Annotated in this window: 19 protein-coding genes; 16 read left to right on the top strand and 3 right to left on the bottom strand. The window is 46.7% G+C overall.

The window, feature by feature from the left end; all coding sequences use genetic code 11:
• The first annotated feature begins 10 nt into the window (after positions 1-10).
• Together rsxA and LZ11_RS03135 are read left to right on the top strand one after the other, a co-directional pair.
• Positions 11-595 (top strand): electron transport complex subunit RsxA, encoded by a 585-nt coding sequence (gene rsxA, locus LZ11_RS03140; RefSeq protein WP_148866451.1) that lies wholly within the window; start codon positions 11-13, stop codon positions 593-595.
• A 23-nt stretch (positions 596-618) separates the two neighbouring features.
• Positions 619-1,656 (top strand): RnfABCDGE type electron transport complex subunit B, encoded by a 1,038-nt coding sequence (locus LZ11_RS03135; protein WP_148866450.1) that lies wholly within the window; start codon positions 619-621, stop codon positions 1,654-1,656.
• A 108-nt stretch (positions 1,657-1,764) separates the two neighbouring features.
• Here LZ11_RS03135 and LZ11_RS03130 read toward each other — a convergent pair whose 3' ends face one another.
• Positions 1,765-2,391, bottom strand: coding sequence for a class I SAM-dependent methyltransferase (locus LZ11_RS03130; RefSeq protein ID WP_148866449.1), 627 nt, complete (start codon positions 2,389-2,391; stop codon positions 1,765-1,767).
• A 172-nt stretch (positions 2,392-2,563) separates the two neighbouring features.
• Between LZ11_RS03130 and LZ11_RS03125 the strand changes: the two genes are divergently transcribed.
• From LZ11_RS03125 to LZ11_RS03065, 13 genes are all read left to right on the top strand, one after another.
• Complete coding sequence (locus tag LZ11_RS03125; protein ID WP_148866448.1) at positions 2,564-3,226, top strand: corrinoid protein; 663 nt, start codon at positions 2,564-2,566, stop codon at positions 3,224-3,226.
• A gap of 11 nt (positions 3,227-3,237) precedes the next feature.
• Positions 3,238-4,260, top strand: a complete 1,023-nt coding sequence (locus tag LZ11_RS03120; RefSeq protein ID WP_148866447.1) for a methylcobamide:CoM methyltransferase MtbA — start codon at positions 3,238-3,240, stop codon at positions 4,258-4,260.
• Positions 4,261-5,145: a uroporphyrinogen decarboxylase family protein gene (locus LZ11_RS03115; RefSeq protein ID WP_148866446.1), complete on the top strand. Its 885-nt coding sequence runs from the start codon at positions 4,261-4,263 to the stop codon at positions 5,143-5,145.
• Complete coding sequence (locus tag LZ11_RS03110) at positions 5,114-6,934, top strand: ASKHA domain-containing protein (RefSeq protein ID WP_148866445.1); 1,821 nt, start codon at positions 5,114-5,116, stop codon at positions 6,932-6,934. The genes LZ11_RS03115 and LZ11_RS03110 overlap by 32 nt, the downstream gene beginning before the upstream one ends.
• Entirely contained in the window at positions 6,934-7,998 is a 1,065-nt protein-coding gene (locus LZ11_RS03105) for a uroporphyrinogen decarboxylase family protein (RefSeq protein WP_246110691.1), read from the top strand. Before LZ11_RS03110 ends, LZ11_RS03105 begins: the two co-directional genes overlap by 1 nt.
• Complete coding sequence (gene cysK / locus LZ11_RS03100) at positions 7,976-8,905, top strand: cysteine synthase A (protein ID WP_148866443.1); 930 nt, start codon at positions 7,976-7,978, stop codon at positions 8,903-8,905. The genes LZ11_RS03105 and cysK overlap by 23 nt, the downstream gene beginning before the upstream one ends.
• Positions 8,906-8,907: 2 nt before the next feature.
• Entirely contained in the window at positions 8,908-10,056 is a 1,149-nt protein-coding gene (locus LZ11_RS03095) for a bifunctional cystathionine gamma-lyase/homocysteine desulfhydrase (protein WP_148866442.1), read from the top strand.
• A 111-nt stretch (positions 10,057-10,167) separates the two neighbouring features.
• Positions 10,168-10,407, top strand: a complete 240-nt coding sequence (locus LZ11_RS03090; protein ID WP_148866441.1) for a DUF2933 domain-containing protein — start codon at positions 10,168-10,170, stop codon at positions 10,405-10,407.
• Positions 10,408-10,413: 6 nt separating this feature from the next.
• Positions 10,414-10,938 (top strand): hypothetical protein, encoded by a 525-nt coding sequence (locus LZ11_RS03085; RefSeq protein ID WP_148866440.1) that lies wholly within the window; start codon positions 10,414-10,416, stop codon positions 10,936-10,938.
• Positions 10,939-10,946: 8 nt separating this feature from the next.
• Positions 10,947-11,687 (top strand): cytochrome c biogenesis CcdA family protein, encoded by a 741-nt coding sequence (locus LZ11_RS03080; RefSeq protein ID WP_148866439.1) that lies wholly within the window; start codon positions 10,947-10,949, stop codon positions 11,685-11,687.
• A gap of 15 nt (positions 11,688-11,702) precedes the next feature.
• Positions 11,703-12,428, top strand: coding sequence for a prolipoprotein diacylglyceryl transferase (gene lgt / locus LZ11_RS03075; protein ID WP_148866438.1), 726 nt, complete (start codon positions 11,703-11,705; stop codon positions 12,426-12,428).
• 21 nt (positions 12,429-12,449) lie between these two features.
• Positions 12,450-12,719 carry a YHS domain-containing protein gene (locus LZ11_RS03070; RefSeq protein ID WP_246110685.1) on the top strand — a complete coding sequence of 90 codons (270 nt, stop codon included), beginning with the start codon at positions 12,450-12,452 and terminating at the stop codon, positions 12,717-12,719.
• Between the two features lie 270 nt (positions 12,720-12,989).
• Complete coding sequence (locus tag LZ11_RS03065; protein WP_222927169.1) at positions 12,990-13,247, top strand: SHOCT domain-containing protein; 258 nt, start codon at positions 12,990-12,992, stop codon at positions 13,245-13,247.
• A 51-nt stretch (positions 13,248-13,298) separates the two neighbouring features.
• On the opposite strand, the gene LZ11_RS13215 is transcribed toward LZ11_RS03065, so the two are convergent.
• Positions 13,299-13,646 (bottom strand): four-helix bundle copper-binding protein, encoded by a 348-nt coding sequence (locus LZ11_RS13215; protein ID WP_170240268.1) that lies wholly within the window; start codon positions 13,644-13,646, stop codon positions 13,299-13,301.
• 268 nt (positions 13,647-13,914) lie between these two features.
• Complete coding sequence (locus LZ11_RS03055) at positions 13,915-14,091, bottom strand: YHS domain-containing protein (RefSeq protein ID WP_148866437.1); 177 nt, start codon at positions 14,089-14,091, stop codon at positions 13,915-13,917.
• Between the two features lie 578 nt (positions 14,092-14,669).
• Here LZ11_RS03055 and LZ11_RS03050 point away from each other — a divergent pair.
• A complete protein-coding gene (locus LZ11_RS03050) occupies positions 14,670-16,565 on the top strand; it encodes a spermine/spermidine synthase domain-containing protein (protein WP_170240267.1) in 1,896 nt (631 codons plus the stop codon).
• Positions 16,566-16,605: the final 40 nt, after the last annotated feature.

Here is a 16,605-nt window from a genome sequence, read left to right as displayed (position 1 = left end):
GGTGAGTCGGGTGAAGGAACTGCTTTTTATAATTGCCGGGTCTGTACTCGTTAACAATTTTGTGCTATCGAGATTCCTGGGAGAGTGCCCGTTTCTGGGCGTTTCCAGGAAGCTGGAAACAGCAATAAGCATGGGTGTTGCTACTACCTTCGTACTAACGATGACCTCGGTGGCAACCTATTTCATACAGTTTTATATTTTGGAACCCTTCGGATTATCCAGGTTTTTACAGATCGTATCCTTCATTCTGGTAATAGCCGCCCTGGTACAGCTGGTGGAAATGGTCATACTGAAGACGAGCCCCGCTCTATACAAGGCTCTGGGCATTTACCTGCCACTTATCACCACCAACTGCGCGGTGCTAGGTCTTGCGCTGTTGATCGCTATAAAGCGTTACAATTTTATACAGAGCGTTGCTTTTGGTCTCGGGGCCGGTATCGGCTTTACGCTAGCCATGGCCTTGATGGCGGGTATCAGGGAAGAAATGGAGTTCGGCGATGTCCCCGAAGCTTTGCAGGGAGCCGCCATAGTACTGATTACAGCCGGACTTCTATCCATGGCGTTTCTCGGATTTTCCGGATTAATTCCGATGTAGTTAATGCGTGAGGAGGTGAAATTATGGCTAACGTAATACTGGTTTCGGTGTTGAGTATGGGAGGTTTAAGCCTTCTCCTAGGTGCGGGGCTTGCTTATGCTTCAAAGAAATTTGCCGTGGAAACGGATCCCAGGGTTGATGCCATAAACGAGGTGCTGCCGGGAGCCAACTGCGGTGCCTGCGGTTATCCCGGCTGTTCTGGCCTGGCGGCGGCGGTAGTGGAAGGCAATGCACCGGTTACCGCCTGTCTCGTAGGTGGACCTGCCGTCGCTCAAAAGATAGCAGAGATTATGGGGGTTTCCGCCTCAGGAGAGACAAAAGACCGAAAGGTTGCCCGCGTGCTCTGTCAGGGTGGCGTCAAGGAAGCTAGGTTAAAGTCGGATTATCACGGCGTAAAATCCTGCAGAGCCGCGTCCATGGTGAACGGTGGACCGAAGGGGTGTCCCTTCGGATGTATCGGATTCGGCGACTGCGCAAAGGTGTGCCCTGTAGGTGCCATTACCATGAGTGAGAACGGCCTGCCTGTTATCGATGAAGAAAAATGCACCGGCTGCGGGCTTTGCGCGAAGGAATGCCCGAAGCAGGTGATAGCGCTCACTTCGGCGAAAAACGAAGTGCACGTGCGCTGCAGAGCCACTTTGAAGGGTAAGGACACCAAAGAGGTGTGTAAGGTAGGCTGCATAGCCTGCAAGCAGTGCGAAAAGGCCTGCCCCTTTGACGCGGTCCATGTGCTGAACAACGTGGCAATTATAGATTACGAGAAGTGCCGCAACTGTATGAAGTGCGTTGAAAAGTGCCCGACCAAAGCGATTACCTCGGCCTTCGCCGAGAGGAAGAAGGCCGTCATCAATGACAACTGCATCGGTTGCACCATCTGCGCCAAAAACTGCCCGGTGAACGCCATATCGGGCGAGGTCAAGAAAAAGCACGCGGTCAATGCGGAGCTCTGCATAGGCTGCAGCATCTGCGCGGAAAAGTGCCCTAAGGGTGCAATAACGATGGTCCGGGGTGAAGGCAACATAAAAACCAGTATCTGTGACGCATGTGCTGCGGTAAAATAGTTTTTAAAAAGCGGGAGGATAAACCTCCCGCTTTTGCTTTACGGCTGATCCTTGCCGCCCGGGTTTTTGTTTTCGTGATCCTTTGTTTTCGCTTCTTCCGGAATAACCTTATTCTTTGTTCGGAGATGCTATGATCATTTTAAAAATGTCACTGGCTAGGTTTTCCGAGTATTCTATTTTCATTCCTGACCTCAATATATTTTCTTCTGTTTTTCTATTTATATTATCGCCGATTAAAAACCTAGGCAAGGGATTTAAAAAATCCATAAGAAGACCGGCGAGAGGTCTTTCGCTCCTTACGTGTTCGAGAAAAAGAATTGTGCCGTCGGGTTTTGTAACCCTCCGCAGTTCTTTAAGGCCCTGGATGGGCTCCGGAACAGTGCAGAAGACGAAAGTAGATACCACTGTATCGAAGGTATCATCTTCAAACTGTAGCTTCTGGACATCCATTTCCATTATCTTTACGGCTATTCCGAGTTTTTCAGCTCGCTTCTTTGCCCTTTTGAGCATAACAGTGCTGAAATCTATTGCTGTAATGTCAGCTCCAGGGGGATAAAATTCCATATTATTGCCGGTTCCAACGCCCACTTCTAAAATTTTGCCCGAGGTTCGACCCCAGAGCTTTTTCCTCCACTTCCTTAACGTATTCCCGAAAAGGCCTTCCGCTACTAGATCATAAAAGGGTGCGACCCTTTCAAATCTGTACTTTATCGATTCCGTCAGCGACCTGTTCATTAGAAAAACTCCCTTTTAGTTTCTATTATTAATATTCACGATTGATTATAAAACTAAACTATCTTTTTATTTGGTTCAAAAACCTCTTGACAACAAGTATGCGTTTAGATATTATATTACAAAATCCTATAAATCATATCGAAATACTAGGAATTAGGGGAGGGGTTTTTTCTTGGAAACCGGAAAATTATTAAAAGCCGTTGCCGACAGCGTTTTGAACATGGATGAAGAAGGCGCAGCCAAATATTCAAAAGAAGCGCTGGACGCCGGTATAGATCCGATGACAATAATCAACGAAGGTCTAATAGTTGGTATGAACCAAGCCGGGAAGCTTTTCGAGGAAAACCAGTATTTCGTGCCCGAACTCCTGCTGTGTTCCGACGCCATGTACGCGGGGCTCAATGTGGTAACTCCGCACATTAAAAAAGAGGAAAATCTATACCTTGGGTCTGTCGTGATCGGTGTTGTAGAAGGAGATACCCATGATATAGGGAAAAACCTGGTGAAAGTGATGCTCCAGGCGTCGGGATTTCGTGTGTACGATCTGGGCAGGGATGTGCCGGCGAAGGCTTTTGTAGATAAGGTTAGGGAAGTTGGCGCCGACCTGCTGTGCCTTTCTACCCTCATGACGAGTACTATGGATGAGATGAAAAAAGTTATCGACTTGTTGGAAAAAGAAAACATAAGGGAAAGAGTAAAGGTTCTGGTGGGCGGCGGGCCCATTTCCTCGAGTTTTGCACGTTCAATCGGGGCCGACGGATACGGCGAAAATGCCACCGGTGCAGTAAGAGTGGCAAAAAAGCTGCTGGGTATAATGCAGGCCAAGTCGTTATAAGGGGGAGAACGATGACTAACAGCGAAAAGACGAGGCTTATAAACGTGCTGGAAGGCAAACCGGTAGACCGGGTGCCTGTGATATGCCCCGGGGGTATGATGAATATGGCGGTTCGGGAGGTAATGACGGCCACAGGGCGCACTTGGCCAAGGGCCCATCTCGACCCGAAAGATATGGCCATGCTTTCTCTGGGCGTGAAGCACCTGGGGGGAATTGAAAATGTGGGCGTGCCTTTTTGTATGACAGTAGAGGCCGAGGCCCTTGGCGCCGGAGTCTTTATAGGCACCGAGTCTACCGAACCACGAGTGGTGGAATACCCGCTGAAAAGAGTTAAAGAGTGGGAAAATCTCCCATCAATCACCGAAGACCACTACCGGGTTTCGATCGTTCTGGAGGCAATAAGGATATTGAAAGAAAAATGCCCCGAGACCCCGGTTATTGGGAATATCACCGGCCCCATAAGCCTTGCCACTTCCCTTATCGAGCCTATGGATTTTTACAGAGCCCTAAGGAGAAAGCCTGACATTGCTTTGAGGTTTCTCGATTTTGTCACCGACAACCTGATATTTTTCGCCAGGGCCATGCTGAAAGCAGGAGCGGATATAATCAACATAGCCGATCCTAGCGGTACCGGTGAGATCCTGGGGCCCTGGGCTTTTTCGAAAGTGGCCGTACCGTATATCAACAAAATAACAGATGCGGTGGAGGCTTCTTCAGGATATGCCATGGTGCACATCTGCGGCAGGCTGGGATCGGTGCTGGGTGAACTCGGTAAATTGAAATCGCCCGTTATCAGCATCGATGCTCTTACCGGCCTTCGAAAGGTGAAGGAAAGCCTTCCCGAAAAGGTCATTATGGGCAACGTGAGCACCTTCCTGCTTGAAAAGGGGACTCCGGAAAAGGTGGCGATAGCTGCGGCGACCTCCATTAAACAGGGTGCCGGGATACTAGCCCCTGCTTGCGGCATAAGCCCGAGGACACCTCTCAAAAACATACGGGCCATGGTTCGAGCGGCGAAGGGAGAGAGGGATTGATTGAAAAGAAAGGACAGGGTAACGGCCGCGCTTGAAGGAAGAATTCTGGACAGACCCCCCTGCGGTGAGATGACGCTCTCAGGCTTATCACAGGAAGACAAAATGAGACTTCTCCGGCTCCTCGGGGCCGACCTGGTGGTGGTGCATCTAAATCCCGATTTTTCGGGAAATGAGGGACTATCTTCCGGTTTTGATGAACTGAGGTATTTTCAAGGATCGGATTATTTCGTAATAGCAGGTATACCGGGAGTATTCTGGCAGAGCGTCGCAGAACTCACCCTTGAAGTGGCCGCCCGGATGATTAAAAAGGAGCCGGAAAAGTACCGCCGGTTCCTTAAAGAGATAAGAAAAAGGCGCGAATCCCTTTTAGAGCGGCTGGCGGAATTTGAGGTAGACGGTATATTTATTCTAGATGACTTGGCAGGAAAAAACGGGCCTTTATTTTCGCCTCAAGCTTTAAGGGAATTTATATTTCCCGAACTTAAAGTGCTTGTAAATATTATAAAAAAGCTGGGGAAACCGGTTTTTTTTCACTCGGACGGATTAATAAAACCCATTCTGCCGGATTTGCTGGACCTGGAAGTAGACGTCCTTCACGGATTTGACGGTTTGGACTTTGAAGCTCTGAAGGAGATAAAAGAGATTATCCACGGCAGAGCAGCCTTTATGGGCAATTTTAATCTCCATTTTAAAGCCAATAACGCAAAATCCGTGTTGGCAAACCTAAGGAGTGTCATGGAACTTTTTGCAGAAAGCGGTTATATATTCTCCAGCGACGGCGGCGTTACCCCGGATTCCTTTGAAAATTTGGTTGCCCTGTACCGGTATTTTCACCAGTTTTGGGAGGGAGAAAATGTCAGAAGTCACGATAACTTTATGGCCTGACGGCAGGATAATAAAGGCTAAAACCGGAGAAAATCTGATGGAAGTGTTGCGAAGAGCCGGAATAAAAATGGATTTTCCCTGCGGAGGCTGCGGCGCCTGCGGCAAATGCAGGGTAAAAATAACATCTGAGGTCCAGCCCCCAAAAGAGGAAGAGATAAAGCTAATCCCGGAAAGAGAATTAAAGGAAGGCGTTCGCCTGGCCTGTCTTTATACGGTGGCCACCGATATGGAAATAGAAGTGGTATTCAAAAATGAGGAAGCTAGAGTGTTGGAACGGGGTATCATGGGCAGCTTTACCATGGATCCGCCGTTAAAAAAGCGGCGGTTTTTCGTAAGGGATTCGAAGGATGCCCTGTCTTTGGAAGAGCGGCTGACCATGGCGGTTGGCTGTCCTCCAGACCCGGAGTGCAGGCTGGAGATACTCCGGTCCATATCCCGGGGTCTGCCCGGAGAGGGAACGGCGGTAATCAAAAATGATAAGATTATTGGCATTGAAAGTGGCGATACAACCGGCAAATTTTACGGAGCCGCCCTCGATATAGGTACAACGACAGTGGTGCTGTCTTTAGTAAATATGGTAACCGGAAGGGAAGAGGCGGTGGTTTCCGCCTTAAACCCACAGAAAGAATTCGGTCAGGATGTACTGTCCCGCATTTCCCATGCGAAAAAGGGGGGGCAGTTTCTCTTAGAACTTCAAAAATCCATAGTGGATTCTATAAACGGCCTTCTCGAAAAAGCCGTTAAGAAGGCGGGTATCGACAAAAAAGATATCTACGAAATGACGGTTGCCGCAAACACCACTATGACCCACCTGTTTCTTGGCATAAATCCCGAATCCATAGGTTCCGCCCCGTATAACCCGGTGCTCAAAAGAGGTATCGACATAAAAGCGCAAGAGTTGGGAATCTCTATCTCTCCCTTCGGTAGGGTTTACTGCCTGCCCGCAATTTCCGGGTATGTGGGCGGGGATATAGTTGCCGGGATTCTTGCCACCGGGTTTTACAAGAAAGATGATACCGCGCTGTTCATAGACATAGGTACCAACGGGGAGATAGTCTTTTTTGACGGTCGGGAAATGGTTGCATGCTCATGCGCTGCAGGACCGGCCCTGGAGGGTGTCAACATCAGCTGCGGTATGAGAGCAGCCGATGGTGCCGTCGAAGAGGTCAGAATAAGCGAAGATGTATTTATCAGGACGATAGGCGATGACAAGCCCAAGGGAGTATGCGGCAGCGGCATAGTGGACCTGGTGGCGGAGCTTTTGAAGATAGGTTTTGTAGAGCCCAGCGGCAGAATGGTATTCCCCGATAAAGCGCGGCAAATCGCCAGCCCGAACCTGGCGGCCCGCCTGGTTGAAAAAGAAAGATCAACCGCTTTTGTCATAGCCTACGGCGGGGAACAGGAGGACGATGTTTTTATAACATCCCGAGATATCCGCCAGGTGCAGCTGGCTAAAGGGGCCATCTGGGCCGGTATCAGGGCTTTGCTCAGGGAAAAAGGAATTTCTCCAAAAGATGTACGCCGGGTCTACGTGGCAGGGGCTTTCGGAGCACACTTGCGCCCTGAAAGCCTTTCGAGGATAGGTATGATAGCCGGGGAATGGACAGAACGCCTCACATTCGCGGGAAATACCTCTATAGCCGGAGCTACGATGTGCCTGCTTTCCGGAGCGAAGAGAAAAGAAGCCGAGAATATAGCGGGAATGGTGAGGTACCTGGAGCTTTCTACAATGGAAGGTTTTGACCGCTTGTTTGCGGAAAGTTTGAAATTTCCGGAAGGAGATAGGTGATGGAAGGAAAACAGCGGGTTTTAAAGATTTTGAAAGGTGAACCGGTTCGGGCTTGTTCCGTTTTCGCCACCGAGTTCTGGGCTTTAAACCGGAGAGGATATACCATAGAAAAGTTTCTGGAAGACCCTGAAGGGCTGCTGTCCGTTATCGCTGAAGAAGTGCAAAAAATCGATTCGGATATATTTTTCTTTCTGGCAGGCCTTACCAGTGTACCTTTGATGGTACTGGGGGCAATGTATAAATTTCCCGAAAAGGGACCTCCATTTGCTGAAATGCCTCTCGTTAGAAGTAGGGAAGAACTTAAAAATCTAGACCTTAAGAAAATAACCGGTGATATGAGGGTGAAAAAACTCTGGCAGGCGTCGGCAGAGTTAACCCGGGCCTTAAAGGATAAGACAATGGTGGCTGTAAATATAAGGGCTCCTTTTACCCAGGCTGCCCAGATGGTGGGGCCTGAAAATTTCATGAGGCTTTTGTATAGGGACGAAAGATTTGTATTCGAGCTTCTTGAAATCTCTATGGAAATATTCCTGGAGTACGGGCTTCCCTTTATAAAAAACGGCGTGGAAATGATCTATATTTCCGATCCTACGGCTTCCGGTGACCTTATTTCCCGGAAACATTTCGAAAAATACGCTTACCCATACCTAAAAAAGGCCGTGACGGAGATCAAGGAGCTTGGAATTCCCGTTTTACTCCATATCTGCGGGGATACCATTGATCGCCTTGACTTTATCAGGGAAATCGACCCGGATATAGTGTCGGTCGACCACAAGGTGGATTTAGAAAAAGCAGGAGAAATTTTAGGCGAGAAGATTTGCCTTGCCGGCAATGTGGACCCATCGGAGGTAATGGAATACGGGAGCAGGGAGGAAGTCGAAAGGAAGGCTCTGGAGTGTCTGGATAAAGTTGTAAACCGCAAGTTCTTGTTGATGCCCGGCTGCGAGATATCGCCGGATACACCTCTCGAAAATATAATGACCTTCCTGGCCGTTGGGCACGGCGCCTTCGAAAAATTGGATAATAGGGGAGGCAAGGAAAATGGCAGGACCGGTAGTCGATGATATAAAACAGCTTATAGGCAATACTCCGATCTTGAAAATAACCCGCTTTCCCATGCCGGAAGGGGTTAACATATACGCCAAGCTGGAGTATTTTAACCCGGGGGGAAGTGTGAAGGACCGGATAGGCATTTTCATGCTGGATGAAGCTGAAAAGGCGGGGATTTTAAAACCCGGGGGCACAATAATAGAACCTACGGCAGGTAACACCGGTATTGGTCTTGCAATGGCCGCACTAGGAAGGGGCTACAGGGTTATATTAGTGGTGCCGAAAAAATTCTCCGTGGAAAAGCAGGAGCTTATGAAAGCCCTGGGGGCGGAAATTGTTCACACACCTACTGAGGCGGGCATGGAAGGCGCCATTGAGAAAGCCATGGAACTGGGTCGGCAAATAGACGGGGCCTTTATACCAAACCAATTCGAAAACCTGGCAAACCCCATGGCTCACTTCAAAACAACGGGTCCGGAAATTTACGAGCAACTGGGAGGGGAGATAGACTATTTCGTGGCCGGGGTAGGGAGCGGCGGCACCTTTTCTGGTGTAGCACGATATCTCAAAGAGAAAAACCCGGCGGTAAAAGCCGTAGCTGTAGAGCCCGAGGGTTCGATCCTCGGCGGAGGTCCGAAAGGACCGCATAAGACCGAGGGAATCGGTGTTGAATTTATACCGAAAACGCTGGATGTGAGCTTAATAGATGAAGTGGTCACCGTAATGGACGAAGATGCTTTTGAAATGGTGAGGGAACTTGCCCGGAGGGAGGGAGTGCTGGTGGGCAGTTCCTCGGGGGCAGCCTTTTTTGCGGCATATCAGATCGCGAAAAAAATAAAAGGTCCAGCTAATATCGTTACGATCTTTCCCGATGGCAGCGAGAGGTACCTGAGCAAGAAAATTTACGAGGGGGGAATTTAACCGTGAAGCCCGATACAAAAGTTCTTCATACGGGTTTCGAAATGGATGAAAGGACCGGGGCTGTGAGCTATCCGATTTATCAGACCTCAACTTACAGGCAGGAAGGTCCGGGGGTACACATGGGGTACGAGTATTCCCGCACCGGAAATCCGACCCGAGAGGCTCTGGAAAACATAATAGCGAGCCTGGAGGAAGGTGTAAGGGGATTTGCCTTTTCTTCAGGAATGGCCGCCATTTCGGCGGTACTCTCGCTTTTTTCCGCAGGAGATCACCTGGTGGTCTCGGAGGACGTCTACGGAGGGACCTACCGGGTGTTGAGCAAAGTCTTTTCCAGATCGGGCCTTGAGGTTTCCTACGTGGATACCTCGGATGTATCAAATATAGAAAAAGCTATCAAAAAGAATACCCGGGCTGTATTTGTGGAAACGCCAACAAATCCCCTGCTCAGGATAACCGACATAAAAGCGGTGGCCCGCTTATGCAGATCCCGAGAGCTTCTACTGATCGTTGACAATACCTTCATGACCCCCTACTGGCAGAAGCCGCTGGCGCTAGGGGCCGATATCGTGGTCCACAGCGCCACAAAATATTTTGGCGGGCACAGCGACGTAGTGGCAGGCCTCGTAGCGGTGAAAGACCGTATTCTGGCTGAAAAGCTTCACTTCATCCAGAATTCCACCGGCGGCATTTTGGGACCCTTCGATTCGTGGCTGTTGATGAGGGGTATAAAGACATTGGGAATCCGGATGGAGCGCCACGAACATAATGCAAACGAACTAGCCCGCTGGCTTGGTACCCTACCGCAAGTGAAAAAAGTTTATTACCCGGGCCTTCGCGAGCATCCGGGCCATGAAATTCACAAAAATCAGGCCGGTGGGTTCGGCGGCATGATTTCTTTCGAGATGGAGTCGGGAAAACTGGCCGAACGGATGGTGCGCAAATTGAAGCTTATAACCCTGGCAGAAAGTCTGGGAGCTGTCGAGAGCCTTATTAGTATACCTTCCCTCATGACCCATGCTTCCATACCCGAGGAGGAGCGCGTAAAACGGGGTATAAAAAACAGCCTGGTGCGGCTTTCCGTGGGTATAGAGAATGTAGAGGACTTAAAGGAAGATATTCTAGGTGCAATACAACAGTCCGCCAATTTGTGAGGAATTTATGAAAATCCAATGAAAGCGATTGACTTTATAATTTGTATAGATTAAAATAAAAACAGAAAATAACCCTTACCCCGTTGGGGTATATAATGAGTAGGTGATTATGTGAGCAAAAATAGCCGAGGTCTGGTTCACACTTTATTGATGTCGTTATGCTGCGTTTTTATGCTTGTGGCGATTGCACTTCTAGCAAGGAAGTTCGGCGCATCCGGAAATATTTTCAGTTATGCACTTATATTGCTGTGTCCGCTGATGCACGTACTCATGATGATGGGCATCCTCGGCGGGCATAACCGTTCGTGTCACGAGGGCGGAAAATCAAACAGGGATAAAGTGGGGGGCTGAAGGAAGATGCGTAAATACGGCACCTGGCTAGTGGTCTTAGCTGTGATTCTTGCGGCATTAGCTTTTTTTTATATTAAAAATGGATTAACCGAATCAAAACCCTCGCCCGAAGAATTAACCGAATCTAAACCCGAAGAAAATCCGTTGGAGGGTATATCCGAGAGTCAGCTCTTTACCATAACCCGGCGCACCGAAGGAGGCGCCGTGACCGTCGATGTGGCTTTCCTGAACATACTGAAACCCGATGAGAAGGATCTTCTATTTTACGTCGCTTTAAATACTCACACCGTAGATCTGACTTCTTACGAAATTGAAAAGCTGGCAGTCCTGACTAACGGCAAGACAACCGTAGAAGATGGATTTATATGGGAGCCTATCCAAGACGACGGACATCACCGGAGCGGAATTTTAAGGGTTAAAAACAACGGCATCTTTGACAAAAATACCGATTATATTGAGTTGAACCTCAGGGGTATTGCTGCAGTCCCAGACAGGAAGTACCGGTGGGATAAAATAGACTGGGGAAGGTAGAGTACCACATGAGTTCGCTGATTGCTTTATACGGCCTGTCCTTTCTGGGAGGACTTTTATCCTTCTTTTCCCCGTGCCTTATTCCCATGGTGACCGTGTATTTTTCTATTATTACCGGGATGAGCGTAGAAGAACTAAAATCGGTTCAACCTAGGCATATGAGGAAAAAAATATTAACAAACACCCTCTTTTTTGTAGCCGCCTTTACGCTTGTATTCACCCTCGCCGGTGGAGCATCGGGCAAAATCGGGAGTTTGATAAAGGAAAATATAAGAGCCTTAAATATTTTGGGCGGAGCGTTTATAGTTTTAGTGGGTCTTAAAATGCTCGGCTCGACGAATATGCCGTCCTTTTATATTAACCCCAAACTCTTAAACCTGAAACTACCACCCCTGGGCTATTTGCGGGCATTCCTGGTAGGAATATTTTTTGCCGTAGCCTGTTCCCACTGTATAGGGCCAACTCTTTATTCGTTTCTGATGCTGGCGGGAACTATGACCGCCGCCGGCCAGGGAATGATGCTGATGTTTATCTTTTCCATAGGACTTGCAATACCATATCTTGTCCTGGCTCTGGCTTTTGAAAAGTACTTTGATAAATTGAAGGCTTTTATGAGGACCAGAACTCCGCAGATAATACTGGGGATTACAATGGTAGTTTTGGGAATCGCTATATTTACCGGTAACTTTACAAAGATAACGAGGATTTTGTACGAGATTTTACCGTACAAATTGCCCATCGGCATGTGAAAAGAGAGGAGATAAATGGGAGTACTTTTCAGGATAGGTCCCTTTAACATCTATAAATTGGGATTTTTTACAGCTCTGGGCCTTCTGGCGGGGTTATATATAGCTATGAGAGAGGCCCGTAGAAAGGGAATAAAAGAAGACGAAATAATAACCTTTGTCCAGGTAATAGTCATTGCAGGATTTGTGGGCGCCAGGCTCCTTTTCGTGCTGCTGAATTTACCTTATTATATAAAAAATCCGAGCATGATATGGCATATATCCGAAGGGGGGCTTTCTTTTCACGGAGCAGTACTCGGTGGGTTGCTGGCTGGGATAATATACGCCCGGTACAAAAAGGTGTCCTTTTTTAAGCTGTCGGACGTGGTTTCTCCTGGCCTGGCTCTCGGATATTCCATAGGACGTATAGGATGCGATATCTATGGAAGGGCTGCAAAAGTACCATGGGCTGTGACGGTGGACGGGATACCCAGGCATCCGGTACAGTTTTATTCCGCATTATCCGCCTTAATTATCTTTTATATTCTCTGGATGCGCCGGAAAACGATTCGATACGATGGGGAACTGTTTTTGAATTTCGTGCTGATGTATTCCGTTTACCGGTTCTTTATAGAATTTTTCAGGGAGAGCATAATGATTGCTCCCTTGTCCATCGCCCAATGGGTTAGTTTGATGCTTATATTGGGCGGCTCTTTGGTTAGCCGTTTTATGAGTGCCAGGGAGTTGACGAAAAATGCATCGTGAAAAGTGAAAGGAGAGATTAATGTGGATTTTTCGGATATTATATTGCTGTTGATCGGGGCGGGTTTGCTTTTTTTGATGATGAGAAGGGGCGGGTGCTGCGGAGGCCATGGCGGGCACGGAGGTCATTATGCCGGTGGTCATGACCATTATAGAACAGATGGTAATGGCGAATATGCCGTAGACCCTGTTTGCGGCATGAGAGTATCGAAAAAGAACGCCATCACCAGGCAGATAAACGGAAAAACTTATTATTTTTGCAGCGAGGAATGCGCCAATTCTTTCAGAGGGTAGAAAAAATATAGAGGCTGGTGAGCCTCCGTTTTCTTAATGTCTGATAAGAAAGCAGGAGGAGATTATGCGCTTAAGAGGGATTAAGTTCGGGCTCACACCTGGATTTTGGCGTGATAAAGAGGGAAAACACGTAAATCCCTGGGATTGGCTTAAATAACTCCACAACATATTTATCATGTATATTAGGGAATAATAATCCTGAGTCAAAACGTACTTCATTTATATCTTAAAACTTTTTGCTCCATCCCGAACGGAAGCGAGGTAGTATAAATGATGCACTGGTTTTACCCCGGCTGGGGTTACGATGGAAGTATGATAATGTATCTGGGGATGTTTTTGTGGGTATTGTTCTGTGCGGCAGTGATATATTTTATATTCAGATTGATAAAGTTAATTCCCATCAATGGGTCATCGGAAAGGCGAAATTTCACCGAAACGCCGCTGGACATCCTCAAAAAGCGCTATGCCGCGGGAGAAATAACAAAAGAGGAATTTGAAAAGATAAAGGAAGATCTGAACAGGACCTGATTTTATGGAGAACGATTAAAGAGACGCCCTTGTCGGGGCGCCTCTTTGTTATCACATATTCGCCATATATCTGCATTCCTGAGCACATCGGCGGCAGATATCAGCACACTGCTGACAGTGCGCGTCTTTAAACATTTCGCACTCTCTGGCGCAGGCTTCGCAGATGTCTGCACATAGAGAGCAGATTTGTTTTGCGAAAGCACTATTCCTTGCCATGAACTGGGAAGCTAAAGAACAGATGTCGGCACAATCGCGAAGCATTTGGACACATTTTATTCTAGCGGCTACATCGGGTTCTTTCAGGCAGGAGTTCACACATTCCTCGCATGCTTTCATGTAGCTATTGCAAAGTTCGATACATCTTTGGTATTTCTCGACTGTAGAATCGATAGTAGGCACATCGAACACCTCCGTATATTTTTTACATCCTTAGGTATTATTTGTAAACGTGTTAGAATTGTACTACTTTGTTTTAAGTGTAATGTGTACGCTACGTTTAACATTGCATTTTTGGGGTTAAAAAATAAGCACCTTAGAATCGGTGCTTATTTTATCAGGAATAAAGTTTATCAATGGCAAACTATTCGCCATAAAATTTCGCTCATAACACAGCCGGTCGTTTGTGTATATTTAGCATTCCGCCTATTGACATCAATTTTCATTAAAACTAACAACAGTGATGATGACCTTTATCTTCTTTGTTTTTTAGATATTTTTCAGGATTTTTATCAAAAGCTATTTGACAGTGTTTGGAACAGAAATAGTAGGTTTGGCCATTGTAAGTAGATGTGGCAAAAGCGTCATTTTCATTTACCTTCATACCGCATACCGGATCGATAGCCATATTTTCACCTCCTTCACGAGTAAATATACCCCTATGGGGTATAACGTCTTTTATTACTTTATCATTTTTGTCTTTATGTGTCAATATCCTGTTAAAAAGATCCCCGAAATCAAAAGTTCTGAGGCTCTGGCGTTTTGATTGACAAAGGATAGTATAATTTTATAAAATATATACCCATAAGGGGTATGAGTGCAGTTCCTTTTCATGAAATTTTATGTGGGGGGTCGGCGATGGAAACGCATTTACCACTTTTCTTGGCGACTTTTATGCTTTCTGGCTTTTTATTTTCCCTGGAATTTCTTTTTACGCGGATTTTTTCGTATCTTGTTTGGTATCATTTTGCGTTTATCATAATTTCAACGGCTGTCCTCGGTCTAGGGCTGGGTGCTCTATGGATTCAGCGCAGGCTGGTCGATAATCAAGATAAGTTAAACTCCATTTCTCTGATACGGCTCCAATGGCTTTTATTACTAGCCTATGGGGCGATCATACTGCCCCTTTACATCAACTTATTTAACTTCTTTCCCATGTTATATATGTTTTTAAGTATTATCCCTTTTGCCGTCGGAGGAGCCATGATGGCTACTATTTATGTTCGCATGTCGCATTACGCACGCACGCTTTATTTTACCGATTTAATAGGTGCGATTGCCTTTGGATTGCTGACTTTTTTAATTCTCGATAATTACGGCATGATAATATCCTTATTATTCTTATGTATGGCTCTTTTTATTATCCAGATGCTGTTCTCCTATACATATAAAAATCTAAAAGTATTCCTTTTATCGGCATTACTGGTCGCAGCGACTGTTTCTGTATCGACATTAAATCTGACTGACTTCGAGCGGCATTTCGGCGAACTTTTAGCAATAAGGAAGCTGAAGCTTTACGGTATAGAAAAAGACGAAAAAACCACAATAGAGTATACCAAGTGGGATTCCTTTTCGAGAACCGATGTCGTCGACACGGGGGATGCCGAAAGCAAAATTATTTTTATGGACGGGGGTGCCGCTTCAGAAATGTACAGATTTGACGGGAACCCGGATTCAATGTCTTGGCTCAAAAGTACCCCCGGCTTCCTGCCCTTTACGCTGCAAAAACAGCCCAAAACTTTGGTCATAGGCCCCGGTGGCGGCAAGGATATCCTCCTCGCCCTCTTGGCCGGCAGTGAGGACATAACAGCCGTAGAGATCAATAAAAGCAGTATTCAGGCGGCTAAAAAATTTGCTCCTTTCACAGGCGATATTTATAATCTTCCCCAGGTTAAGACGTTCGTCGGGGATGGGAGAAACTTTGTCGAGCAAGCGAAGGAAAAATACGATACTATTTTCATGTCACTGGTGATGACAGAAGCCGCCGGATCAGGCGGCCTTGCCCTTACGGAAAACTATATTTATACCAAAGAAGCTATTTTGAAGTACTTTGAGCACCTGACGGAGGACGGGCAGCTGGTTTTTGCGGCTCACGACGAGAGGGATATGACGCGAATCGTTACAACTGCACTGGCGGTTTTCGAGAGCCTTGGTATCCCATACCGGGACGCGATCCGCCACATCGGCATAGTGTCCAAGCGATTTGAGGATCACGATAATGACGGTAAGCACTTTCATTACCCTTCAATTGTAATCCGAAAAAAACCCTTTACTCCGGAACAAGGCGCACAGTACCTGAAAACGGCATTGAAATACTCCCTTGAGCCTGTATTTATTCCATGGAGTTATGAGGGGGACAAGTTTCCTTTGGCAGAATTTACGGGAATCGGTGATATTGTAAAATTCAGCAGTGTTGATACCAGGCCGACCACCGACGATAGACCGTTTTTTTACCACTTCTCTTACGGTCTTCCGAATTCCGTTAGGGCAGTGCTGTTTTTGGTTATTTACGTTTTATTAGTATATTTCGCGCCTCATTACAAAAATATGGACAGGCAAGAGAGAAGCCTTACCAATTATTTTTTCTTGATAGGTATCGGTTTCATGGCTCTGGAAATATCCCTGGTGCAAAAAAATATCCTTTTATTAGGCCATCCCTCTACGTCGTTTCTGGCAACGGTTAGCATCCTGGTAGTAGCATGTAGCTTGGGGAGTTTAGCGGGCAAAAGGTTTAAAGGCTTGAAAAAGGATTTGCCCGTTGCTTTGGCCTTCGGAATAGTCATGATGGTGATCCTGTACCGAGCGGTGTTTCCAAATTTTCTAGGAGAATCCTTCTATTTTAAGCTAGCAATTATGGCTTTAATCTTGATCCCCATCGGTTCTGCTATGGGCAGTTTCTTCCCGGCGGGAATAGAAAGGGTCCATCAGTTGGGGAAACCTTCATTAATACCGTTGATGTGGGGGATAAACGGCGTTGCTTCATTGTTGGGTTCTACCTTAGCTATTGGAATTGCGGGGCTTTTCGGTTTTACTTATTCTCTGTTATTAAGCGCTACTGCTTATTTTCTATTAACTTTCTTCATCCGGGATATATGGATGTGACGGGAGCATTACTTTCTTTAATCAGCAGATACTATAAATA

The sequence above is a fragment of the Thermosediminibacter litoriperuensis genome (assembly GCF_008124715.1).
Lineage (GTDB): Bacteria > Bacillota > Thermosediminibacteria > Thermosediminibacterales > Thermosediminibacteraceae > Thermosediminibacter > Thermosediminibacter litoriperuensis.
This window is presented reverse-complemented; position numbering and strand designations above follow the sequence as displayed.